The organism is Planctomycetota bacterium, assembly GCA_016872555.1.
Taxonomy (GTDB): domain Bacteria; phylum Planctomycetota; class Planctomycetia; order Pirellulales; family UBA1268; genus F1-20-MAGs016.
This window is the reverse complement of record VGZO01000004.1, coordinates 24,235-48,376: the sequence shown is the minus strand read 5'-3', so window position 1 is coordinate 48,376 and position 24,142 is coordinate 24,235. Positions and strand designations below refer to the sequence as shown.

At 72.9% G+C, this 24,142-nt stretch carries 17 protein-coding genes; 12 read left to right on the top strand and 5 right to left on the bottom strand.

Annotated elements, in window-relative coordinates; genetic code table 11:
- Positions 1-11 precede the first annotated feature (11 nt).
- From FJ309_02290 to FJ309_02260, 7 genes are all read left to right on the top strand, one after another.
- Positions 12-1,166, top strand: coding sequence for a cytochrome P450 (locus FJ309_02290; GenBank protein ID MBM3953446.1), 1,155 nt, complete (start codon positions 12-14; stop codon positions 1,164-1,166).
- A complete protein-coding gene (locus FJ309_02285) occupies positions 1,145-2,050 on the top strand; it encodes an N-formylglutamate amidohydrolase (protein MBM3953445.1) in 906 nt (301 codons plus the stop codon). The genes FJ309_02290 and FJ309_02285 overlap by 22 nt, the downstream gene beginning before the upstream one ends.
- Entirely contained in the window at positions 2,047-5,076 is a 3,030-nt protein-coding gene (locus FJ309_02280; GenBank protein MBM3953444.1) for a c-type cytochrome, read from the top strand. Before FJ309_02285 ends, FJ309_02280 begins: the two co-directional genes overlap by 4 nt.
- A 4-nt stretch (positions 5,077-5,080) precedes the next feature.
- The gene (locus tag FJ309_02275; protein MBM3953443.1) at positions 5,081-6,142 is read left to right on the top strand and encodes an isochorismatase family protein; all 1,062 of its coding nucleotides are present in this window, start codon (positions 5,081-5,083) and stop codon (positions 6,140-6,142) included.
- Positions 6,139-7,116 (top strand): chitin deacetylase, encoded by a 978-nt coding sequence (locus FJ309_02270; protein MBM3953442.1) that lies wholly within the window; start codon positions 6,139-6,141, stop codon positions 7,114-7,116. Before FJ309_02275 ends, FJ309_02270 begins: the two co-directional genes overlap by 4 nt.
- A gap of 87 nt (positions 7,117-7,203) precedes the next feature.
- Positions 7,204-7,527, top strand: a complete 324-nt coding sequence (locus tag FJ309_02265; protein MBM3953441.1) for a hypothetical protein — start codon at positions 7,204-7,206, stop codon at positions 7,525-7,527.
- Positions 7,479-8,156, top strand: coding sequence for a nucleotidyl transferase AbiEii/AbiGii toxin family protein (locus FJ309_02260; GenBank protein ID MBM3953440.1), 678 nt, complete (start codon positions 7,479-7,481; stop codon positions 8,154-8,156). The genes FJ309_02265 and FJ309_02260 overlap by 49 nt, the downstream gene beginning before the upstream one ends.
- 93 nt (positions 8,157-8,249) lie before the next feature.
- Here the strand turns inward: FJ309_02260 and FJ309_02255 are convergent, their stop codons facing one another.
- The 3 genes from FJ309_02255 to FJ309_02245 all read right to left on the bottom strand — a co-directional run bounded on the left by FJ309_02255 (position 8,250) and on the right by FJ309_02245 (position 13,340).
- Entirely contained in the window at positions 8,250-10,007 is a 1,758-nt protein-coding gene (locus tag FJ309_02255; protein ID MBM3953439.1) for an ATP-binding cassette domain-containing protein, read from the bottom strand.
- A gap of 91 nt (positions 10,008-10,098) precedes the next feature.
- Positions 10,099-12,051, bottom strand: coding sequence for a redoxin domain-containing protein (locus FJ309_02250; GenBank protein ID MBM3953438.1), 1,953 nt, complete (start codon positions 12,049-12,051; stop codon positions 10,099-10,101).
- 332 nt (positions 12,052-12,383) lie between these two features.
- Positions 12,384-13,340, bottom strand: a complete 957-nt coding sequence (locus FJ309_02245; protein MBM3953437.1) for a TIM barrel protein — start codon at positions 13,338-13,340, stop codon at positions 12,384-12,386.
- Between the two features lie 82 nt (positions 13,341-13,422).
- Between FJ309_02245 and FJ309_02240 the strand changes: the two genes are divergently transcribed.
- Together FJ309_02240 and FJ309_02235 are read left to right on the top strand one after the other, a co-directional pair.
- Complete coding sequence (locus FJ309_02240) at positions 13,423-14,778, top strand: DUF3472 domain-containing protein (GenBank protein MBM3953436.1); 1,356 nt, start codon at positions 13,423-13,425, stop codon at positions 14,776-14,778.
- Between the two features lie 138 nt (positions 14,779-14,916).
- Positions 14,917-17,079 carry a trypsin-like serine protease gene (locus tag FJ309_02235; protein ID MBM3953435.1) on the top strand — a complete coding sequence of 721 codons (2,163 nt, stop codon included), beginning with the start codon at positions 14,917-14,919 and terminating at the stop codon, positions 17,077-17,079.
- Between the two features lie 36 nt (positions 17,080-17,115).
- Here the strand turns inward: FJ309_02235 and FJ309_02230 are convergent, their stop codons facing one another.
- Both FJ309_02230 and FJ309_02225 read right to left on the bottom strand, forming a co-directional pair.
- Positions 17,116-17,751: a hypothetical protein gene (locus tag FJ309_02230; protein ID MBM3953434.1), complete on the bottom strand. Its 636-nt coding sequence runs from the start codon at positions 17,749-17,751 to the stop codon at positions 17,116-17,118.
- A gap of 17 nt (positions 17,752-17,768) precedes the next feature.
- On the bottom strand, positions 17,769-18,905 hold the full coding sequence (locus FJ309_02225; GenBank protein MBM3953433.1) for a hypothetical protein: 1,137 nt from the start codon (positions 18,903-18,905) through the stop codon (positions 17,769-17,771).
- A 483-nt stretch (positions 18,906-19,388) separates the two neighbouring features.
- Between FJ309_02225 and FJ309_02220 the strand changes: the two genes are divergently transcribed.
- From FJ309_02220 to FJ309_02210, 3 genes are read left to right on the top strand one after another with little or no spacing between them, the layout of a single operon-like run.
- Positions 19,389-21,143 (top strand): sulfatase, encoded by a 1,755-nt coding sequence (locus FJ309_02220; protein ID MBM3953432.1) that lies wholly within the window; start codon positions 19,389-19,391, stop codon positions 21,141-21,143.
- Complete coding sequence (locus FJ309_02215; protein MBM3953431.1) at positions 20,630-22,678, top strand: sulfatase; 2,049 nt, start codon at positions 20,630-20,632, stop codon at positions 22,676-22,678. The genes FJ309_02220 and FJ309_02215 overlap by 514 nt, the downstream gene beginning before the upstream one ends.
- Positions 22,675-24,141 (top strand): sulfatase, encoded by a 1,467-nt coding sequence (locus FJ309_02210; protein ID MBM3953430.1) that lies wholly within the window; start codon positions 22,675-22,677, stop codon positions 24,139-24,141. Before FJ309_02215 ends, FJ309_02210 begins: the two co-directional genes overlap by 4 nt.
- The last annotated feature ends 1 nt before the right edge of the window (position 24,142 follow it).

The following is a 24,142-nucleotide window of genomic DNA, read 5'->3' as shown; positions in this document are numbered from 1 at the left end:
GGCCACGGCAGATGCACGATATCGACGACCCGTTCGGCGCGGCACGGCGCGACAGCGGCGTGCTCCGCTGCCCGTTCCAGGGGGAGGAGATCCCGATGCTCCTCCGCCACGACGAGGTCCGCCGCGCGGCGAAGGACTGGCAGTCGTTCAGCTCCGACGCGCCGTTCCGCGTGCCGATCCCGTCGGAGGAGGAGCTGCGCAGCGTCCGCCAGTTGCCGATCGAGGTCGATCCCCCCGACCACGGCGACTACCGCCGGCTCGTCGAGCCGTTTTTCCTCCGCGCGCGGCAGCCCGAGTTCATCGCCCGCGTCGAGCGGATCGTCGCCGACCTTCTCGACGGGGCGTTGGCAGGGGCGCCGGTCGAGGTGGTCGAGGGGTTCGCGCTGCCGCTCCAGTCGCGCGCCCTGGCCGTGCTCCTCGACGTGCCCGCCGCCGAGGCCGAGACCTGGATCGGCTGGGGCGTGCACGTGTTCCACGGCGCCGACGGCCTCGCGAAGGCACGCCAGCTCGAGGCCTACCTCGCCGACCGGTTCGACCGCGCCGAGGCGAGCCCGGGGGACGACTTCTTCTCGCTCCTGGTCCAGGCCCGCTACCGCGGCCGCGCCCTGTCGCGCGCCGAGATGCTCGGGTTCGCGAACCTCGCCTTCGCCGGCGGCCGCGACACGATCATCCACTCGGTGGCCTGTGCGATCGGCCACCTCGCCGCGGTGCCGGCCGACCTGGAATGGCTCCGAGCCGATCCCGAGCGGATCGTCCACGCCGCCGAGGAGCTGTTTCGCGTGTTCATGCCGCTGTCACATATCGGCCGGGTCTGCCCCGCGGGGGCCGAGATCCACGGCGTGCCGGTCGCCGCCGGCGGGCGCGTGTCGCTCGGCTGGGCATCGGCGAACCTCGACGAGCGCGTGTTCGACGGGCCGCTCTCGATCCGGCTCGACCGCCGCCCCAATCCCCACGTCGCCTTCGGGTTCGGCCCGCACCTGTGCCTCGGCGCGGCCCATTCGCGGACGGTGATGAAGGCGCTGCTCGGGGCGCTGGTGACCCGCGTGGGGCGGATCGACCTGGTCTCGAAGCGCGACCGGGTCGAGCGGACGGCGGCCTACGAGCGGCGCCTCGGCTACGACGAGCTGGTCGTCCGGATGCAACCATGGACCAACGGCAGGGCGTGACCATGCGTGGGCGGGTGGCGAGAGCGGCGGTCGTCGCGGCGCGGACGGCGGTGTTGGTGGCGACGGTCGTCGCGCCACGGACGGTGGCCCAGGAACCGACGGAGCTCGTCCGGATCGAGCGCGGCGAGTTGCCGATCGCGATCTCGGCACCGCACGGCGGCACGCACGACATTCCCGGCAGCACGCCGCGCCAGGGGGCGGGCCTCGAGCGCAAGCCGGGGGGCTTCGTCGTCGCCCGTGACGGCGGCACCGAGGAACTGGCGGGGCTGGTCGCCGACTGCATCGAGCGGAGGCTCGGCAAGCGGCCGTGGCTGGTCGTCAACCGCGCCCACCGGCGCTACATGGATCCCAACCGCCGTCCCGACGAGGCCTACGAAGACGCCGCCGCCGAGGCGGTCTACGCCCGGTATCACGGGGCGCTCGTCACCGCGTGCACGACGATGCGGCGGCTCCACGGCACGGGGCTGGTCGTCGACTTCCACGGCCAGGGGTCGGCGGCGGGGACCGTGTTTCGCGGCACGGGCAACGGCGTCTCGACGGAGCTCCTGCTGCGCCGCCACGGGCCGCGCGCGGTGTTCGGTGCCGAGAGCCTGTGTGGCGAGCTGAAGCGCCGCGGCGTGCTCGTCCACCCCGGTCCACTCGACGGCCCGGAGCAGCCCGGCTACACCGGCGGCTACATCACGCGGCACTACGGCGCCGCCGGCGGTTTCGACGTCGCCGCGGTGCAGCTCGAGTTCGGTGCCGAGTACCGCGCCGCGGAGGCGCGCGAGGGTATGGCCGAGGTGGTCGCCGACGCGCTGGTCGCCCACGCCGTGACGTTCCTCGGCGTCCGTCGGCCTCGAGAAAACGGTGTGCGGCACGGCGCCGCCGGAGGGAGGCGATGACCGACCCAGCCACGCGATCCCGCGCGACACTCTTCAGGCGTCGGCCCGGCGCGGCAGCGGGAGCTGGTCTGGCCGGGTGCGTGGTCATGATCCTGCTGCCGTCGATCGCCCCCGCCGCCGGGCCGACGCCCGAGGAGGCGCTCGCCGCGATGCGCGTGGCGGAGGGATGCACCGTCGGCCTCGTCGCCCACGAGCCGGTCATCCGCCAGCCCGTCGCCGTCGAGTTCGACGACCGCGGCCGGCCGTGGGTGATCCAGTACCTCCAGTACCCCAACCCCGCCGGGCTCGAGCGCGTCGCCGTCGATCGCTACTCGCGCACCGAGTACGACCGCGTCCCCGAACCGCCCCCCCACGGCCCGCGCGGCGCCGACCGGATCACGATCCTCGCCGACCGCGACGGCGACGGGGTCTACGAGACAGGCACCGACTTCGTCGACGGCCTCAACCTCGCCACCGGGATCGCCTTCGGCCACGGCGGTATCTACGTCCTCAATGTCCCCTATCTGCTGTTCTATCCCGACCGCGACCGCGACGACCGCCCCGACGGCGACCCCGAGGTGCTGCTGTCGGGATTCGGGATGCAAGACGCCCACAGCGTCGCCAACTCGCTCGTGTTCGGCCCCGACGGCTGGCTGTATGGCTGCCAGGGAAGCACCGTCACGGCGCGGATCCGCGGGATCGAGTTCCAGCAGGGGGTGTGGCGCTACCACCCGCCGTCGCGGCGCTTCGAGCTGTTCTGCGAGGGGGGCGGCAACTCCTGGGGGCTCGACTTCGACCCGCACGGCGACCTGTTCTACGCGACCAATTGGGGCGGGCATGTCCTCGTCCACGGTCTCCAGGGGGCGTCGTTCGTGAAGGCGTTCGCCAAGCACGGCCCGCTCCGCAACCGCTTCGCCTACGGCTGGCTCGACCACGCCCCCCACGAGAATTTTCAGGGGGGCCACGTGACCGTCGGCGGGATCGTGGAACGGGGCACGACGCTGCCGGCATGGCTCCGCGGCCGATACGTCGCCGGCGACCTCCTCGGCCACGCCGTGCGCTGGCACGACCTCGTCGCCGACGGCTCCGGGATCCGGACCCGCAACGGCGGCGTACTCCTTGAATCGACCGATCCGTGGTTCGCCCCCACCGACCTCGCCGCCGCCCCCGACGGGTCGATCTGGGTGACCGATTGGTGCGACGGCCGCACCGCCCACCCCGACCCCGACGCCGAGTGGGACCGCTCCAACGGCCGGATCTACCGGATCGCCGGCACCGACACGCCCCCCGTGGCCGTCGGCGACCCGGCGGCGCTCACGCTCGACGAGCTCCTCGCCGACCACGACCACCCATCGCAGTGGTTCACGCGCCGCGCCCGCCGCGAGCTGGTCCGCCGCCACTGCATCGATCCTGCCGCCACCGCGATGCTCCTCCCGGCGCTCGAGAGGCGCGCCACCACCGCCGCCACCGAGGCGACGGCGCTCGCGGCGCTGTGGACGCTCGCCAGCCTCGACGCCTGCGAAGAGGCCCTCCTCCTGCGGCTGCTCGACAGCCCGCACGCGGCGGTCCGCGCCTGGGCGGTGCGCCTCCTCGGCGACGCCGGGACGGTGTCGCAGACCGCCGCCCACCGGCTCGACCGGTTTGCCGAGGAAGAGCCCGACGTCACCGTCCGCCGCCAACTGGCAGCGACCGCCGCCCGGCTCCCCGCGGCCGTCGCCCTGCCGCTGGTCAATGCCAACGCCATCCGCGGAATCGACGCCGGCGACCCGCGGATGGAGCTGCTGTGGTGGTGGGCGGTCGAGGCCCACGCCGATGCCGGGGCCGGCGAGGTCCTGCGCCGGTTCGTGCGGCCGACGGCGTGGGCCTCGCCACTCGGTCGCCACGCACTCCTGCCCCGGCTCATCAGGCGCTCTGCGGCGACCGGCTCGAGCGCCGGCGACGAGGCTGCCCTCGCGCTGCTCGCCGCCGCCCCGACCGCCGCCGACCGGCTCGCCGCCTGGGGGCATGCCGCCACGGGGATCGCCGAGCGGCCCGCCGACGGCGTGGCGCTGGCCGGCGGCGCGCTTGGCCGCGCGATCGTCGCCGCCTGGGAGGGCACGCCCCACGACGACGTCCTCACGCGCCTCGCGGTCGCCTGCCGCCATCCGCCGGCCCTGGCCGCGGTGCGCGCCACCGCGTTCGGGGCGGCCGAACCGGTGGCGAGGCGCGTCGCCGCGCTCGGGACGCTCGTCGGCACCGGCGACGAGGAGTCGCTGGCGCGTGCGCGCGGCGACCTGCCCGTCTGCACCGACCCGGCCGTCGCCACCGCGCTCGTCGCGCTGCTCGGCTCCGTCGCCGACCCGCGCGTGACGGAGGCGTTCGTCGCCCGGCTTCGGACCGAGGCCGACGGGAGCATCGCCGCGGTGCTGCGCCGGGCGCTCCTCTCGCGGGCCGACGGCGCGCGGGAGTTGCTCGCGAGCGTCGAGCGGGGAGAAATCCCGGCGGCGACGATCGACCTCGAGGAGGTGCGCGGCGTCGCCCGGTTCGCCGATCCGGCGCTCGACGCCCTCGTCGGCCGCCACTGGGGGCGGCTGCGTCAGGCGACGCCGGAGGAAGCGCTCGCCGTTGTCCGCCGGCTGTCCAACGACCTCCGCGCCGCCCCCGGCGATGCCGTGGCGGGGGAGGCGCTGTTCGCGCGGCACTGCGGCACCTGCCACCGCCTGTTTGGAAAAGGGGGCACGGTCGGCCCCGACCTCACCGGGGCCAACCGCGGCGACCGGCAGGCGCTGCTCGTCGCGCTCGTCGATCCGTCGGCGACGATCCGGCGCGAATACGCCGCCGTCACGGTCGAGACGGCCGATGGCCGCGTCCTCACCGGGATCCCCCAGGCGCGCCCGGAGGGGGGCCTGCGCCTGACCGACGCCAAGGGCGCCGTGACCGACCTGCCGGAACGTACGATCGCCGCGATCCACGAATCGCCCCTGTCGCTGATGCCCGCCGGCATCCTCCTGCCGCTCTCGCCACAGGAGCTCCGCGACCTGTTCGCCTACCTCGAACGGAAGGAGTGACCCGATGCCGCGTGTGATGCCGTTTCTCGGCGCGATCCTGCTGGCGTGCACTGCCGCCGCTGCCGAGCCGGACGCCGTCCGCCACTATGCCAACCGGCTCGTGCCGATCGGGCAGCCGCAGCCGCTCCTCGCCGACCATCCCGAGTGGTGCGCGCCGCTCGTCGAGGAGCGGCACTTCGAGGCGCCTCCGCTCGTGACCGACGACGGGGGCGACCTCGCCGTCCGCGCCTGGCGCTTCTCCTACAACGCCCGGGGGATCGTCGAGATCCCCAACACGCTTCGCGCCGCGGCGACGGCGCTGGTCGTCGTCCACCCCTGGGGGATCGACGACGGGCAGGGCTGGCGGACGCCGGAGCCGGCCGGCGTCGCCGACTTCTGCACGCCGCGGAAAAACGCCCTCGCCGGCCGCCACACCCACGAGGTGGTGCGGCCGCTGGTCAACCGCCTCCGGGGCCTCGTCGACAGCGTCGTCTACAGCCTGCCGGGCAAGCGCGACCCGATTCGCGCGCGCTGCTACCGGTCGTTCGACCACCGCCCCGATGCCGACCAGCGCGCCGCGGGGCAGGCGGAACTGAAGGCGGCGCTGGCGGCATTCGACTACCGCGGCGGGGCGCTCCCCGACGCGCTCGTGCTCTCGGCGGAGCACCCGGTGCGCGATTACTTCCGGCAGTTTCCCGGCCTCGATGCCGGCGACCGGTTCGACCCGGCCGGCTTCTGGAAGCTGCCGATCCCCGTCACCGCCGACCTCGACGTCGATCCCGACGACGTCGTCGCCTACGACGACGAGGGCTACGAGCCGCTCCGCGACTTCCTCCGCGCCCGCGGCGTGCGGCACGTCCTCCTCGTCGGCTACGCGACCGACATGTGCTACTGCAAGACCACCGCCGGCTACGAGAACCTGTCGCGCGACTTCAACGTGTTTCTCGTCGGCGACGCGACGCTGGCGACCTTTCCCGCCAACCGCTCGCCGCGCGAGGCGGTTACGGCGGCGCTGGCGCTGGCGTCGCTCAAGCAGCTCGTCACCCAAGTCTCCTGGATCCGCCCGCTCACGGAGGCGCGTCCGTGACCCTGTCCCGCCGCCACCTCCTCGCGGCCGGCGCCCTCGCCGCGGCGCCGGTTGCCGCCGCGCCGCCGCGGAAGGCGCGGATCGCGATCACGCTCGACCTCGAGATGGCGCGCAACTTCCCGCGCTGGGAAGACACCCACTGGGACTACGAGAAGGGGAATCTCGACACCGCCACGAAGGACTACGCCGTCGCCGCGGCCGAGCGCGTCGCGGCGCGCGGGGGCCGGATCCACTTCTTCCTCGTCGGCCGGGCGCTCGAGCAGGCCGACGTCTCGTGGCTCGAGCAGATCCACCGCGCCGGCCACCCGATCGGCAACCACACCTACGACCATGTCGCCCTCCTGGCGGCGAGCGCCACCGACCTGCAATACCGCTTCCAGCGCGCCCCGTGGCTCGTCGCGGGGCGGGCGCCGGCCGACGTGATCCGCGAGAACATTTCGCTCGCGACCGCGGCGCTGCGCGACCGGCTCGGGATCGCGCCGGCGGGGTTCCGCACGCCGGGGGGATTCGCCGACGGCCTCCGCGGCCGCGACGACCTCCAGCGGATGCTCCTCGACCTCGGCTTTCCCTGGGTGAGCAGCCTCTACCCGGCCCATCCCAACTCGACGCCCGGCACCGATCCCACCGAGGCGGTGATCGCCGACATCGTCGCCGCGCAGGCCCGCGCCCAGCCGTTCGCCTATCCCAGCGGTCTGGTCGAGATCCCGATGAGCCCGGTGAGTGACATCGGCGCCTTCCGCAACGGCCGCTGGTCGCTCGACGCCTTCGTGGCGGTGACGAAGCGGTGCGTCGAGCGGGTGATCGCCGACGGGGGCGTGTTCGACTTCCTCGGCCACCCGGCCTGCCTGAACGTCGTCGATCCGCGGTTCCGCACGCTCGACGTGATCTGCGATGCCGTCGCCGCGGCCGGCGAGCGCGTTGAGTTCGCCGATCTGGGCACGATCGCGGCGGACCACCGGCTGCCGGCCGGTTGAGCCTCGCGAAGCTCGGCAGACCGCACCCCGCGGGATCGGCGGGGTGACGGTGGAATGGGAACAGCCGACCGAAGGTAGAATCCGAGCATGACTCACCCGACCACGGCACCGCTCCCGGCATACGTGGCGTCTCTGCTCTGGGACGTGGACGCCGCCGATATCGACGCGGCGCGGTGCAGCGACTTCGTCATCGGACGCGTTCTCTCCGCGGGGACGCTGGACGCGCTCCGCTGGGCGCGGTCGCGGTATGGCGACGACTGCATCCGCGAATGGATCTCACGGCACGAAGGGCGGCAGCTGTCCGGACCGCAGCTGCGGTTTTGGCAGACGGTGATCGGCTTGCCTGACGATCAAGTCGACCGGTGGCTGGCCGCGCCGGAGCGAAGGTTGTGGGAGGATGCGGTGTCGTGATCCACGTCGAGGTGCTCCCCGAGGAGCAGCGCGTGTGCCTCCGCACCGTGGGCCCGGCGGCGACCGCGCTCGGCTTCCATCTGGCGGGCGGAACCGCGGTCGCCCTCCACCTCGGGCACCGCAGGTCGATCGACTTCGACTGGTTCACGGGCCGATTCCCGGTTGCCGCCGTCGACGTTTCCGATTCGCTGCGACACCTCGGAGTGGACCTGGAAACGATCTCCCTCGCGGGAGGCACGGTGCATGGGCGGGTCGCGGGAGTGCGCGTGAGTTTCCTCGAGTTTCGTCCGCCGCTGCTCGAGCCCACGGTTGATTGGCCCGAATACGGGTGCCGTCTCGCCTCGTGCCCCGATCTGGCGGCGATGAAACTGCTCGCCGTCGCACAGCGAGGCACGAAGAAGGACTTCGTCGATGTCCATGCCTTGAGCCGATCGCTCCCGCTCGAGGCAATGCTCGATTGCTATTGCCGGCGGTTCCGCGTGACCGATACCGCCCGGGTGCTGGCGGGCCTCAGTTACTTCGACAGTGCGGAAACGGACCTGATGCCGGTGATGCTGCGACCACTCGATTGGGATCGGATCAGATACGACATCAGGGAGATGGTTCGCCGCATCGCCCGTCCGTCGTGATCGATCTCGCGCGCCGAGCGGGCCGGCCTTCCACCACCAACCGCGCCCTTGGCGGGTGGCGGTCAGCCCCGGGCACGCCCGGGTGATGGTCGGTCACACGAGCAACTGCAGCTCGCACAGGCGCCGGTAGGTGCCGCTGGCGGCGAGAAGCTCGTCGTGCGTGCCCTGCTCGACGATCCGGCCGGCGTCGAGGACCACGACCGCCGTCGCGCGGCGGACGGTGGCCAGCCGGTGGGCGATGACGAGCGTCGTCCGTCCCTCGAGGAGGCGTTCGAACGCCCGGCCGACGGCGTGCTCCGACTCGGCGTCGAGGGCGCTGGTCGCCTCGTCGAGGACGACGATGGTCGGGTTTTCGAGAAACACGCGCGCGATCGAGAGCCGCTGGCGCTGGCCAGCCGAGAGGCGCACGCCGCGCTCGCCGAGCAGCGTCTCGAACCCGTCGGGGAGCGCCTCGACGAACTCCAGCGCGTGGGCCGCCGCGGTGGCGGCGCGGAGCTCGTCGAGCGTGGCGTCGGGCTTGCCGTAGCGGAGGTTCTCGGCGACGGTCCCGCCGAACAGGAACACGTCTTGGGTCACGTAGCCGATCGCCGCGCGGAGGTCGGCGAGGCGCAGCTCGCGCACGTCGATCCCGCCCACGAGCACGCGCCCCGCCTGCGGGTCGTAAAACCGCACCAGCAGGCTCGCCAGCGTCGTCTTCCCGCCGCCGCTCGGTCCGACCAGCGCGATCACGTCGCCCGGGGCGGCGCGGAGCGTGATTCCCGCCAGGGCCGGCGTGCCGGGGTTGGACGCATAGGCGAACGATACTCCCTCCAGCGCGAACCGCCGCGGGTCGGCCAGCTCGCGCGGCGCCGGCGGATCGGCCACCAGCGGCGCCGTGGCGAGCAGCTCGCGCACGCGGCGCGACGACCCGGCCGCGCTCTCGAGGCTCCCCCAGACGTGCGTCAGCGACGCGATCGCCGCGCCGGCACTGCCCGTGTAGAGCATGAAGCTCATCAGGTCTCCGGGAGTCAGCTCGTCGGCCAACAGCAGCGACGCGCCGTACCAGATCACGAGCGTGACGGCGGTGAAGGCGAGCATCGAGACCAGCGCCTGGTACGCCCCCCAGAGGTGCGCCAGGCGCAGCGACAGCGCGAGCACCGCGTCGATCGCGCGCGAGTAGCGCTCGCGCTCGAGCCCCTCGCGGCCGAAGGCCTGCACGGTGCGGATCCCGGCGAGCGACTCCTCGGCGGCCACGGTGCTCCGCGCGACGAGATCCTGACGTTCCTTGGAGAGCCGCGCGAAGCGCGTCCCGAACAGCACGGCGGCGACGGCGATCGGCGGGATCGCCAGGAGCATCACGCCGGTCAGCCGGGGATGGATCGAGATCATCAGCCCGAGCGCCCCGACGAGGACGAATCCCTGCTGCGCCGCGCTGACGACGCTGCCGGTGAGCGCCTCGCCGATCGTGCCGATGTCGGCGGACAATCGCGACACGAGCTCGCCGACCCGTTCGCGCTCGTAAAACGCCGGCGACAGCGAGAGCAGGTGCGCATGGAGCCGCTGGCGGAGATCGCGGAGCACGCGCGCGGCCGCCGAACGCAGCAGGTAGGCCTCGAGATAGTCGAACGCCGCGACGACGACGTACAGCCCGACCAGTGCCCCGATCCAGGTCCGCAGTCCCGAGACGCTGCGCTCGACGAGCACCGCATCGACGGCCCGGCCGGCGAACCGCGGCACGACCAGGCCGGCGGCACCGGTGAGGAGCATCGAGAAAAACGCGATCACCAACCGGCCGCGCTCGGGGGCGGCGAGCCGCGCGAGCCACGCGAATTCACCGCGCCGGCTGGCCGGCTCCGCGGAAGATGTCAGCATCGGCAGGGAACAGCCGTTTGCAGGGGCCGTTGGCGATTGGGGGGACGAGCGGTGCGGCGTGTTGGTGTAACGTTCGTTCCGCCGCGCGACGTCACTCGCCCCCTTCGGCGCGGCGGCGGCGTTGGCCACCGCCGCCCGGGCCGTCCGACTTCCACGTGCCCACCGGCACGTCGATGTCGATGTAGCCGATCATCATCTCTTCCCACGTCTGCTCGCCCCAACTGACGACGCTCGTGGGATCGGGATTGGCCGGATTCCCCGATGAATTGTCGAACGTCGCGTCGCAGACGAGTAGCGCCCCCTTCGGCAGGATCCGCGGCTCGGAGAGGACGTAGTAGCTCTGCCAGCCGAAGTCGAACGCCGGCACGTCGAGGAGCACCTCCGGCGCCGCGCCGTCGCCTGGAGGCGTCAGCGTGTAGCGGAACGAGCGGCCGCGGAGATGCATGTGGGGCATGAACGACAGCAGGCGCACGTCCTGGCGGAACAGCTGCTGCGAACGCACCGGATGCTCGGGGGCCCCCGGCGGGATCACGAACCCGGGATTGGCGATCCCGATCGTCAGCGCCTCGCGGGTCGGCGGCTCCTTGGCGAGGATGAAGCCGACCTTCGAGCGGTCGGTCGTCGCCTTGCCGTTGGGCGTGTAGTGGAGCTGGAAGATCAGCTCGCTGCCGGCGGCGATCTTCTTCGCCGTCCCCGGCGGGAAGATGCTCGGCATGTCGCCCGGCGCGTAGCCGCAGAGGTGACCGCCGCCGAACAGCGCCCGGCCGCGGTCTCCCCCGGGGGGGACGACGAACACGATGATGTGGTGGACCACGCCGGCATCGCCGGGACGGGCCTCGGCGGCCTGGATCCAGGTGTCTTCGGTAAAGTTGGTCGGCACCGAGACGTGGACGTAGGGCATCGTGCCCTGGGCGGGGACGGTGGTGATCTCGGGGATCTCGAAGACCACGTCCGGCGTGCCGATCGTCCACCCCTCGGGCCACGACTTGGGGGCCGGGGCGTCGGCGGGATTGCCCTCCGGGCAGCCCTGCTTCACCCAGGCCAGGAGCGTGGCCCGGTCGCGGGCGGAGAGGTGGCGGTCGTTGGCAAACGCGCCGTGGCGCGGGTCGGCGTGCCAGGGAGGCATCCGGCGCTGCTCGACCACCTCGGCCATCATCGCCGAGTGGCGGAAGGCGTCGTCGTACGACACCAGGTCGAAGCCGCCGACCTGCCCGGGACGGTGGCAGCTCTGGCAGCGCTGCTGGACGATCGGGGCGACGTCGCGGTGGTAGGTGACCGGGCCGATCTCGGGTGCCGGTTCGTGCTCGTCGCGCCAGGCGGCGATGTCGGAATTCGGCGGGCGGACGCGGTCGAGGCCGTCGAGCTTCGACTTCGCCGGCTCGGCCTTCGTGATCAGGCAGCCGGCGACGGGCGTCGCCTTGACCGCGACGGCGTTGCCGGCGAGGACGGCGTCGATCGCGTCGCGCAGCGGCGTCTCGCGCGGTGCGTCGCGCGAGAAGTCGTAGCCGTACTGGTCGTCGATCCGGCCGCGGTAGCGGATGCTCGCCCGGCCATCCACGAGGATCGCCTCGTTGGACCGCTCCACCATCAGGGCGTCGGCCTGGACGCTGCCCGTGTCGTGGAGCAGCGGGATCGAAAGCTTCCGTTCGGCGGCCCAAGCGGCGAGGCTCTCGCGCGTCTCGCCGGCCCCGCTGGCGACGGCGAAGAACCGGATTCCCTTGGGGCCGTATTCGGCGGCGAGCTCGTCGAGGCGCGGCAGGTATTTGTCGCCCAGCGGGCAGCCGGGGGACACGAACACCAGCACCGCCCCTTGCACCGGCTTGAAGCCGAGCATCCGGCCGATGCCGCCGTTGTTCATCCGCAGGCCGTAGAGCCACGTCTCGGAGCCGGTCTTCACGTCGATCAGCCGGAAGTCGCCGGCGCGGCGGCCGACGAGCCGGTCGACGGGGAGCGCCGTCGATTCCCCGGCCGGGGCGACCGCGGCCGCCACCGACACGACCAGGGCCGAGACGATGAGAAACCGACCGATTCGTGACGCCGCCATGAAAACCCCCAAAGCGATGGCGAAGGACTGACAGGACTGTCCGCTGGCCGGAGTCCCCATGATAGGCGGTGGCCGCGGGGCGGTCGATGCCGGCCGGACGGGGGTGAGGCAAACGACAATCCGCGGATGACGGGATCGTGAGAAACGTGTCAGAGCGTCTTCATGTACTCGATAAGGTCGTGTCGCTCGTCGGCCGACAGGCCGGTGCCGTAGTCGTGGCCGGTGGCGTGGTTTCCTGAGACGGTCGTGTCGAACATGAACATCGGGGCGGCGATGCCGACCGTCATCAGTCCGACGCGCACGGGGTCGAAGTCGCGCTGGCCGGCCGGGGATCACTGCCGCTGGCCCGCTCCGACGGCCTGCATCACCCCGCGGAGGTAGCCCGCCGCGAACAGCCGGCCGAGCATCTCGTAGCCGGGCGTGTCGTTCGGCTCGCCGGCCATGCTCGGGGCGTGGTCGGGGCGGAGCGTGCCGGAATAGCCGATCGCGGCGAGGGCGCGGATCACCGCCGGGATGTCGATCGCCCCGTCGTCGTGCCAGGTCTCGGTGAAGCGCTCCGCGGTGCCGCGGACGTTGCGGGCATGGACGAAGGCGATCGCGTCGCCGAGCCGGCCGATCCCCGCCACCACGTCCTCGCCGGCGGGAAACAGCGACCCGACGCAGTAGCAGACGCCATTGGCCCGGGAGGGGACCAGCGCCACCGCCCGCTCGAGCGCGGCGACGGAGTGGATGATCCGCGCCTGGCCGCGGAGCGCGCCCAACGGCGGGTCGTCGGGGTGGAGGGCGAGGCGGATCCCGTGGCGCTCGGCGACCGGCACGATCTCGTCGAGGAACCGCTCGAGGTGCTCCCAGAGCCGCTCCGCGGGCGTGCGCACCGGCGGCAGGCCGTCGGCGTCGGTGACGTTGGCGGTGACGGCGTCGACGTCGAACGCCGTCGCCAGCGCTCCGCCGCGCGCCGGAGCCGTGGCGGTGGTCCGCTGCCAATCCTCGTCGGGCATCCAATTGTAACAGAGCACCTCCATGCCGCAGTCCCCCATCGCCGCGAGGAGGTCGCGGATCGCGCGGACCTGCCGACCGCGCTCGGGGAGCCCGTGGACGATCGCCAGGTGGGGAAGCTTGCGCTCGACGTGCGTACAGTTCAGGCCGAACGTCGCGGCGCGGCGGCAGGTGGCGGCGAGGGCGCCGAGGTCGTCGCCCGGATAGGGGACGACCAGATCGCTGACGCCGACCTGTGCCGCCCAGGCGAGGTGCCGGTCGGTCGGCGGCTGGACGACCATCGAGAGGCGCATCGCGGAAGCTCCGGTGGAGGGCGGGGCGGCGGCAGCGTCTGGCACCGTGTCGCGCGGCTTCCCCGTCGGCTACGATCGTGCCATGGACACCCCGGCGACGAAACGGCGAAAGGAACGGTTTTCCACCCGCTGGTGGCCGACCGGCGCGCCCCAGCGGTGGCGGTGGGGGCTGGCGGCCGCGCTGGCCGCAGCGTGCGCCGCCGGCGCCGACGGTGCCGAGTGGACCGTGCCGCTCGGCGGGAACGCGTTCGTCGTCGCGACGCCGGCGGGCTCCGGCGACGGCCTCCAGCGCGGCGGCAACGTGGTGCGCTGGCGCGATCCGACGACGGTGTTCGCCGTCTTCTTCCATGTCGACCGCCCCGCGCGGGTTTCGTTGACGCTGGCGGGGGTGAAGCCCGGGGCGACGCTGACGGCGACGGTCGGCGGGCGGGCCGCCACGGCGCGTGTCGCGGGGGAACGGGCGGAGTTCGGGAGCTTCGACGTCGCCGGTCCCGGCTACGTGCGTGTCGACCTCGGCCGCCCCGCCGGTGCGGCTGCCGATGCGGTCGGCCCGGCGCCCACGCTGGTCGTGGACTCGGACACGGCCGATCTCACGCTCTCCGCGGTGCGCGACGCCGCCGGCGGCATGTACTACTGGGGGCGCCGGGGACCGAGTGTCCACCTGTCGTATCGCGTCCCCTCGGGCGTGGACGTCGAATACGCCTACTGCGAGGTCACGGTGCCCGAGGGGGAGGATGCCCAGGGGTCGTTCTTCATGGCCAACGGGTTCGCGCAGGGCTACTTCGGAATGCAGGTCAACTCACCGACCGAACGGCGCGTGCTGTTCTCGGTGTGGAGTCCGTTTTCCACCGACGATCCCGCGGCGATCCCGGCAGCCGACCGCGTGGAGACGCTCGCCAGCGGCCCCGGGGTGCGTGTCGGGGCGTTCGGCGGCGAGGGCTCGGGGGGCCAGAGCTTCCTCGTCCATCCGTGGCGTGCCGGGATCACCTACCGGTTCCTGACCCGCGTCACCCCCGACGGCGCGGGGAGCACCGTCTACACGGCATGGTTCGCGCCGGCGGCGGAGGGAGCCGATGGGGAATGGCAGTTGGTCGCCCGCTTTCGCCGGCCGCGCACCGACACGCACCTGACGGGGTTCCACTCGTTTCTGGAGAACTTCGATGATTCGGCAGGTTGGATCGGCCGCCGGGCCCGGTACGGCAACCAGTGGGTGCGCGACACCGCCGGGACCTGGCATCCGGTCACGGGGGCCCGCTTCACCGGCGATGCCACCGCCGGCGGCGGCCACCGGCTCGACTACGCCGGTGGCGTCGCCGGCGAGGCTTTTTTTTTGAGGAATTGCGGGTTCTTCGCCGAGCGCGTCGCGCTCGACGGCCGGTTCGAACGCCCCGCGACGCCGGCCGAGTTTCCCCGGATCGACCTCGAGCGCCTCCCCTGACGCGCCGGGCACGGCGGGCTGGTTTCGAGGGGGCCGTGGTAGAATCGCCCTCGTGGGGTGGGGACGACGCCGCCGGAGCGTGCGTCGGCGCCCATCTGCCGGTGCCCGGTATCCCCGTCTTCGCCGAGTGTGAGATCCATGCCGCGCTTCGCGTTTCGGACGTTCACGGTGCTCGTCGCCTCTCTCGCGCTGGTGCTGGTGGCCGCGCCGGCCGGTGCCCAGTCGCCGGGAGCGAAGCCGGGCTCGGGCAAGAAGTCGCAGCCGAGCACGCCCCAGGTCGGCGTCCACGGCATCGATCCGGGACCGGTGCCCGAGGAGATCAAAGCGATCGAGGCCGACGCCCTCGCCTGCCGGACCGCGGCCGAGGCGGTGCAGGTCTACAAGATCTACCTCGCCGACAAGAAACTGCCGACGATCGAGCGGAAGGCCGCCGAAGCGCGGTTGAAGGACTGGCTGAAGTATGCCGACGAGAAGCGGCGCCGGCTCGGCAAGCGCTGGGTCACGCAGCAGGAGTACGAGGAGATCGAACAGCAGACCGAGCGCTTGATCACGCACTCCTTCGAGCTGTGGCGCCTCAACGACCGCGAACTGTGTAAGGACGAGTTGACGCGGGCCAGCCGGCTCCATCCCGAGAGCGGCAAGGCCGACTTCATCATGGGGCTGATCTACTCGCTCGTCGCCGACAACGACCTCAAGGCCGCCGAGCACTTCTCCGAAGTGATCAAGCGCGAGCCGGGCAACGCCTTCGCCTACAACAACCTCGCCGTCAGCGAGGTCTTCCTGAAGCGGTATGGCGCCGCTGCCCGCCACTTCAAGAAGGCGCTCGACATCATGCCCGACCTCCAGGACGTCTGTGACAACCTCGGGGTCACGATCGGCGCCGGTGCCAACACGATGCGGCTGCGCATCCCGGAGAAGAACGCCCAGGAGATCAACGAACTGTACCGCTGGGCGATCCACGATCTCGGGCTGAGTCCCTACGACCCCGGCAAGTTCAGCCGCGGTGGTGGCGGCCCCGGTGGTGACGGGGGCGGGGCGGCGCCCGGTGGCGCGCCCGGCGACGGTGACGGCCTCGCCGGCGGTGCGTCGCCAGGCGGGCCCCCGGGAGGCATCCCTGGCGCTCCGCCGGGAGGAGGTGGCCCCGGCCCGGGAGGTCGTGGCGGTCCCGGCGGGCGTGGCGGCCCGGGCGCGGCGGGGCAGGGGCCGGGGGGTGAAGCCGGCGGGAACGGCCGCGGGATCCTCGCCTTCACCGTCCTGCTTCCAAACGGTCGCCGCTGGGACACCCGCAACCGGACCGACGGCAACGCGCTGCTCGACGAACCGGAGGAGGACACCGTCGTCCGGATCTCGAGCGGCACCGGATTCGTGATCGCCCCGGGCTATATCCTCACCAACAAGCACGTCATCGAGGACGGCAACGAGTTCGTCGTCTTCGACCCTGCCGACAAGGAGCGGCAAGTCGTGGCTACGCTCGTCGCGTCGATCGACAACCCCGACGTCGCGCTGTTGCGATGCGAAGATCTGTCGGCCGACCCACTCCCGCTGGCGCCGAAGATGCCGCGCAGCGGAAGCCGCATCATGGCCCTTGGCTACCCAGCCGGAACGGCGCTGGGGATGGAAGTGAAGGGCTCGCAGGGCGACGTGATGTCGGCCGCCGACCCCCAGCTCGACGGCGGCAATTTCCTCCATGGCGCACAGACCAATCCCGGCAACAGCGGCGGTCCGCTGATCGACGACACGGGGGCCGTCATCGGCGTGGTCGTGGCAATCGTCCGCACGAGCAATGTCGGCAACGCCTACAACGTCGGCATCCCGATCGAGCGCGTATGGCCGTTCATCCGCGAGCATGTCGAGGATATCGAGCCGGCCAGCGGGCGACCGAAGCTCGAATGGCCCGATGTCCAGGAGCAGTCCGGGCCGAGCACGGTGATGATCCTGTGCAAGAACAAGCGCGAGGGAAAGAAGAAGCGCAACTCCCCCGACCAGTTCGCCGGGCAGAATCCCCCGGGGACGACACCGCCGGGCGCGACGCCGCCGGGGGCGCTGCCCCCCGGATCGCTGCCTCCGGGGTCCTTGCCTCCTGGGTCCTTGCCTCCGGGTGCGCTGCCCCCCGGTTCCCTTCCGCCGGGCTCGGCTCCGCCGGGTTCAGTTCCGCCGGGAACGATCCCCGGTAGCCCGGGGACTCCGTATCCGGGAGGTCCCGGAGCGCCGTCCGGTCCGCCGCGCGGTCCGGCTCGCCCCGGTGTGGGCACGTTGCCGCCGGCCGGTTCGTCTCCGCCGGGAGCGTCGCCTTCCGGCTGACGCATGCCTCCCGGCGCCCGGCTGTCGCGGCGCCGCTCACTCGCCCAGCAGGACGATGATCTCGGCGGCGTCGGCCTGCGTGACGGCGTCCGCGCGCCGCGTCGCGGGAGCGACGCACGTCCGCGCGAGCAGCGCGGCGTCGAGCGCGGCCAGGCCGCGGAAGCGCCGCGCGACAGCCCCGGCGGCCCGCGCCGCGGCCAGGGCTTTCAGTTCGCCGTCGGACCAGGCCAGCGCCGGCTCGCTGCCGTCGGTCGGCACGACTTCTCCCCAGGGCGGCCTGACGATCTCGACGCAACGCCGGTCGAGCAGGAACGGCATCCAGCGGTGGAGGAAGGCGACGACCAGGGCGCCGCAGTGGATCCCGTCGGCATCGGGATCCATCAGCAACAGGAGGCGTTCGTAGCGCGCCGGGGAGGCCGCGCCATCGCCGCCGAGCGGCACGCCGAGGGCCGCGGAGAGGGCGGCGAAGAAGGCATGGCCGGCGACGCGGCCGCGCGGGGCGCGGAGGGCGTTGAGCGGTTTGCCGCGCAGCGCCAGCACCGCCTGGAACGCCTCGTCGCGGACCCGCGCCACGGCGCCGGCGGCCGACTCCCCCTCGACGATGAACAGTTCCGTGCCCGGGCCCTGGGCGCGGCAGGGAACCAGCGGCGGCTGTCCGGCGTGGGGGTGCATGGTGAGGAGAACGACCGTCAGGGAACAGGGAGGGCATCCGTGTCGATCGACACACGCCACGCCGCCGGTGAGCGGTGGCGCGGTTTCACCTCGCCGCTGACGAGGATGAACCCGTCGGTGACCGGCACGGCAGGCGTCGCCAGTTGGTTGACCGGGGGAGGAGCGAGCGCCGTCCAGCGGTCGGCCGCGGCGCCGTAGGCCAGTGCCCGCGGGGCGAAACCGGGATGCGCGTCGCGGAGGATCGCGGTCCGCTGCCACAGCGCGCCATCGTCGCCGGAGACGACGACGATGTGCGCCGCGCCGGCCGCCACCGCGCTTCCCGCCATCGCCGGCTGCGGCAGGGGGGCGCGCCGGATCCAGCCCGACCCCGGATCGGCGGCGACCCGCGCGGCGTCGAACTCCCAGTGGTCGACGAGGGCCTCGATCGCGGCGGCCGCTCCACCCGCCATCGAACGCCGCCCGCTGATGACGTGGACCGCGCCCGAGCCCCGGGCGACGACCACCGGCAGCGCCCGCGGTCCGCCGGGAACGTCGGGAAGCGCCTCCCAGTGGAGCTCCCCGGCGGGAGAGCCGCGGTCGAGGGGGCGGCAGTCGAGCCGGAGGAACGCGGCCGTCGCGCCGTCGGGGGCGGTGCCCCGCTGTCCCCCGGCGACGTAGACGACGCTGCCGAGCGCGGCGGCGGCGCAGGCGGTGAGCGGGTGCGGCAACGGCGGAAGCTCACGCGCGACGACCTGACCGGTGCCCGGATCCCAGCGGAGGAGCGTGACGGTCGCCACTGCCGTCGCGCCGTCGTCGCCACCGATGCAGACCACGCCGGCGGGGATCGACGCGACGGCGCCGCCGGCGCGCGGCCGGGGGAGGGGTGCCGCGGCGAGCCAGCCGGAGCCGTCGCGCGGCAGGACCCAAACGCCCTGCTGCCAGCGCTTCGGCACCGTCCAACGGTCTTCGCCAGGGGCGACCGGGAAGTTCGCTCCACCGGCGACGATCACCGCCCCGCCGTGGATGCCGACGAACGGCCCGGCGACGCCCAGAGCGTCGGGGAGCGGCGGGAGCGGTTGCCAGCGGAGCGGCTCGGCGGCGTGCGCGGCGGCCGCGGCGAGGGCGATCGCCAGGGGTAGGCAGGCCGAGATCATGGGACGGAAGGAGAAGGGCATGCGCAGGTGCGACAATCATGGACCTTGTGGAAGATCAGGTGGCTTCTTGAACGACGGAGCCTCGGCTCGGGCTCGACAGAGGGGACGCCCCTCGCGCCTCGCCGTCGCATCGACCCGCAGCCAGGGGTGACGGGCCGATGCGACGGCGATGGCGGAGGGGCTTCGCGGGTCCCTGGGGGGCGGGCATGCCGGATCATTGCTGGTCCCGATTCGCAGAGCGCCCGTCTCGTCGATCCCGACTCGATGGAGAACGACGGGATGAAGGTGGAGACCCGCCCCTGAGCTACCAGGGCTTCTGCTACCGCTGCGACCGTTGCCGTTGCCGTTGCTCTGAGCCGTGCCGTGCCGCTACCGCTGCCAGTGTTACTGCGGCGATCCATGCTCCTGCCGATGCCGCCATCGGGCGTCTGCCGATGCCCGAGTCGTCAGGCACCGTGATACCATTCCGGCCGGGCGCGGTGGTGGCAGGAAACGGGAGGGGGTATGTCCACGGCGATCTATTCGGGAGTCGAAGGGCCAACCGCGCCGCCGCAGGCGAGCGATGAGGCCGCCGGCCACTGCGGTCCTTTTTTCCCAGGGACCCGCGGAGCCCCTCCGCCGTCGCCCTCGCATCGGCCCGTCACCGACTGGCTGCGGGTCGATGCGAGGGCAGACGCGCGAGGGGCGTCCCCCTCTGTCGAGCCCGAGCCGAGGCTGCGGCGGACGGGCAGCCGAACCCAGCGCCGTCGCCACGGTGAACGGCGGATGTGGTTGGTGATCGCGAGCGGCGCCGTGGCGGTCGCCCTCGTGTCGCCGACCGCACGCGCGGCCGACCGCCCCAACATCCTCCTCATCGTCTCCGAGGACCACGGCCCCGAGCTCGGCTGCTACGGCGATCCGTTCGTGCGCACGCCGGTGCTCGACCGGCTCGCCGCCGACGGCATCCGCTTCGACCGGGCGTTCGTCACGCAGGCCGGCTGCAGCTCGTCGCGGGCCAGCTTCCTCACCGGGCTCTACCCACACCAGCACGGCCAGGTCGGCCTGGCGACGTGGGGCTTCCGCCTCTACCGCGACGACATCCCCACCCTCCCGCGCCGGCTCGCGGCGGCCGGCTACCGGACCGGCCTGATCGGCAAGCTCCACGTCAACCCCGAGGGGGCGTTTCCGTTCGACTTCATGCGGCTCGGGATCTCGAACTTCGACCGCAAGGACCTCGCCGCCTACGCCCGCCACGCTGCCGAGTTCTTCGCCGCCGGCGACGCGCCGTTCTTCCTCTCGATCAACTATCCCGACGCCCACGATCCGCGCCTCCGGCAGGTCGACGGCCTGCCCGCAGTGCCGCTCGGTGCCGACGACGTCCGCGCGCTGCCCGGCTTCGGCGTCGACACGCCCGAGTTGCGCGGCCACGTCGCCGACTATTACAACTGCCTGATGCGGCTCGACGCGCTCGTCGGCGACCTGCTTTCGGCGCTCGAGGCCTCGGGGAAGGCACGCGACACCCTGGTGATCGCCATGGGAGACCACGGGGCCGACATGCTCCGCGGCAAGCGGACCTGCTACGAAGGGGGGCTGCGGATCCCGCTGATCGCGCGCTGGCCGGGGAAGATCGCCCCGGGGCAGGTGCGGCGCGAGCTCGTCTCGTCGATCGACCTCCTGCCGACGTTTCTCGAGGTGGCCGGGCAGCCGGCCGATCACGCGCTCCCCGGCCGGTCGCTCGTGGCGCTGTTCGCCCCCGGCACGCCGGCATGGCGCGAGCACCTGTTCGCCGAATACCACACGCAGGCCACGAAGCGCAACGTCTACCCGCAGCGGAGCGTGCGCGACGGGCGCTGGAAGCTGATCGAAAACCTCCTCCCCGACGAGGTCAATCCGGGCCACGACTTCACGATCGAGCAGTTTCCGTCGGCGATCGAGGCGCTCGCGACGGCGCCGGCCACGGTCCGGGCCGGCTACGCGACGATGCGCCGCCCGCCGCGCTTCGAACTCTACGACCTCGCCGCCGACCCCCACGAGTTCACCAACCTCGCCGCCGACCCCGTCCATGCCGCGGTCCGCGACCGGCTCGCGGTGGCGCTGGAAGCCTGGCGGCGGGAGTCGGCCGATCCGCTCCTCGATCCGGCCCTCGTGCGCCGCTTCACCGAGGAGGTGCGGGGGCAGCCGAAGAAGAAGGAGGCAGCGAAGCACCGCTGGGGGTATCCCGACTACTTCTTCGGCCGCGAGCCGCCGGCCGCCGCGCCCGCCCCGGGGAAGGCGGCATGAACGGCGGGTCGCGTCGGGCCGCCGTTGCGATCGTCGCCGGGCTCGTGGCGAGCGCGGCGGCGTGCGGGCCCGCCCGTGGCGCCGCCGCCGCAGCGCCGCCGACGGCCAACGTCCTGTTCGTCGTCGTCGACGATCTCAACGACTGGGTCGGCTGCCTCGGCGGCCATCCGCAGGTGCACACGCCGCACCTCGATCGGCTCGCGGCCCGCGGGATGCTGTTCACCAACGCCCATTGCCCTGCGCCGGTCTGCAACCCGTCGCGCGTCGCCGTCCTCACCGGCCGCGCGCCGCATGCCACCGGGATCCACGACAACTCGGTCGTCTGGCACGAGGCGCTCGGCGACGTGGCGACGATTCCCGGCTGGTTTCGCCGCCATGGCGCGTTCGTCGCCGGTGGCGGCAAGATCAACCATCACATGCCAGGCTTCAACCGCGTTGCCGACTGGGACGAGTGGTTTCCGCAGGTCTTCGACGGTCCCTACCAGCAGGCGCTCGCCGCCGGCCTCGATCCGGAGGCGTTCCGCTGGCCGGAGGGATTTCCGCGCAACGGGCTCGCCTCGGTCCGCGACCTGGCCCGGCCCCCCGACAACGCGCGTGAGTTCGACTGGGGCCCGCTCGATGCCGACGACGCCGACTCCGGCGACGGCCGGATGGTCGCCTGGGCGGAGCGGATCCTCCGCGCGCCGCCGCGCGAGCCGTTTTTCCTCGCCGCGGGGATCTACCGACCGCACCTCCCCTGGTACGCGCCGCGGAGGTATTTCGACGCCTATCCGCCCGACGCGATCGTGCCCCCGCCGGTGAAGGCCGACGACTGCGCCGACCTCCCCGCGGCCGGCCAGCGGATGGCGGCCGCGCGGCGCGGCGACCTCGAGCTCGTCCGTGCCGCAGGGAAGGAACACGAGCTGCTCCAGGCCTACCTGGCGTCGATCTCGTTCTGCGACGCGCTCGTCGGCCGGCTCGTCGACGCCCTCGACGCCTCGCCGGCGCGGGAGCGGACGATCGTCGTCCTGTGGAGCGACCATGGCTGGCACCTCGGCGAGAAGGACCATCTCCACAAGTTCACGCTCTGGGAGCGCTCGACGCGCGTGCCCCTGGTCGTGATCGCGCCGGGCGTGACGGTCCCCGGCGGGCGCTGTTCCCGGCCGGTGGGGCTCGTCGACCTGTTTCCGACCATCGTCGATCTCTGCGGCCTCGACACGCCGCCGGCACTCGACGGGCGCAGCCTCCGGCCCCTGCTCGAGCGCCCCGACCGTGCGTGGGACCATCCCGCGCTGACCACGCACGGCCGCGGCAACCACGCGCTGCGCGACGAGCGCTGGCGGCTGATCCGCTACGCCGACGGCGGCGTCGAGCTCTACGACCACGCCGCCGATCCCCACGAGTGGACGAACCTCGCCGGCCGCCCCGAGCATGCCGCCGTGGAGGCGGCGCTGGCGGCCAGGCTGCCGGCCAACGACGCGCCCGACCGCTCGGCGAAGGGGGCGAAGAAGAAGCGACGGGCCGCGGCCGCGGGCACGCCAGAGGAGGGATCATGAGTCGGGCGCGTGCCTTCGCGGCGACTGTCCTCGCGGTGAGTGTGCTGTGGGGTGGGCACCTCCTGCACGCCGCCCCCAACGTCGTCGTGATCGTGATCGACGATCTCGGCTGGCGCGACGTCGGCTACGCAGGCAGCAGCTTCTACAAGACGCCGCACATCGACCGGCTCGCCGCCTCTGGCGTGCGGTTCACCACCGCCTACGCCGCCTGCCCGGTCTGCTCGCCGACCCGCGCGGCGCTGTTCACCGGCAAGGCGCCCGCGCGGCTGCTGCTCACCGACTGGCTGCCGAGTGGCCGCTGGAACCCCGCCGCCCGGCTCCGCGAGGCCCGCTTCGTGCGCGCCCTGCCCCCCGAGGAGATCACGCTCGCAGAGGTTTTTCGCGTTGCCGGCTACGAGACCGTCCATGTCGGCAAGTGGCACCTCGGCGGGGAGCCGTTTTCGCTGCCCGAGCACCACGGCTTCGACGTCAACGTCGGCGGCAACGCGCACGGCGCCCCGGGCAGCCACTTCTTCCCCTACGCCGGCAACTGGAAGATCCCGACGACACCGCTCCGCGCCACTTGGAATGTCCTCCCCGACGGCCACGACGGCGAGTATCTCGCCGACCGGCTCACCGACGAGGCGGTGGCCTTCATCCGTCGCCCGCGCACGCGCCCGTTCTTCCTCCACCTCGCCCACTACGGCGTCCACACGCCGCTCCAGGCGAAGGCCGACGTGACCGCGCGCTACGCGGCGGTGCCGGAAGCGGAGCGCCAGGGGAAGCCGGTCTACGCCGCGATGGTCGAGTCGATCGACGACAGCGTCGGCCGGGTGCTCGATGCCCTCGACGGGGCCGGGGTGGCCGACGACACGCTCGTGATCTTCACCTCCGACAACGGCGGGTTCTCCGGCGCCACGAGCAACGCGCCGCTCCGCGGCCACAAGGGGGCGCTGCACGAGGGGGGAATTCGCGTGCCGCTGGTCATCAGGCTGCCGGGGGGCCGCGCCGCGGGGCGGGAGGTCGCCGCGCCGGTGACGACGATGGACCTCGCCCCCACCTGCCTCGCGGTGGCCGGCCTTCCCCCGCGGCCGCACCAGCACCTCGACGGGATCGATCTGGTGCCGCTCGTCGATGGCGCCGCTTCGCCGCGCGCCGTGCTCCACTGGCACTACCCGCACTACAGCGACCACCCCGCCACGGCGCCGGGGGGGGCGATCCGGCGCGGCGACTGGAAACTCGTCGAGTCGTTCGACCCGGAGGGGATCGAGCTCTATGACCTCGCCACCGATCCCGGCGAGTCGCTGAACCGCGCCGCCGAGCGGCCCGACCTCGTCGCGTCGCTCGCCGGCGATCTGGCGGCCTGGCGGCGCGAGGTGGGGGCCGAGATGATGCGCCCCAATCCCGACCACGATCCGGCGCAGCTCGCCCGTGAGGCGCAGACAGGGCGCGGGAAGAAGAAGCGCGGGCAGGTGGAGGACTAGC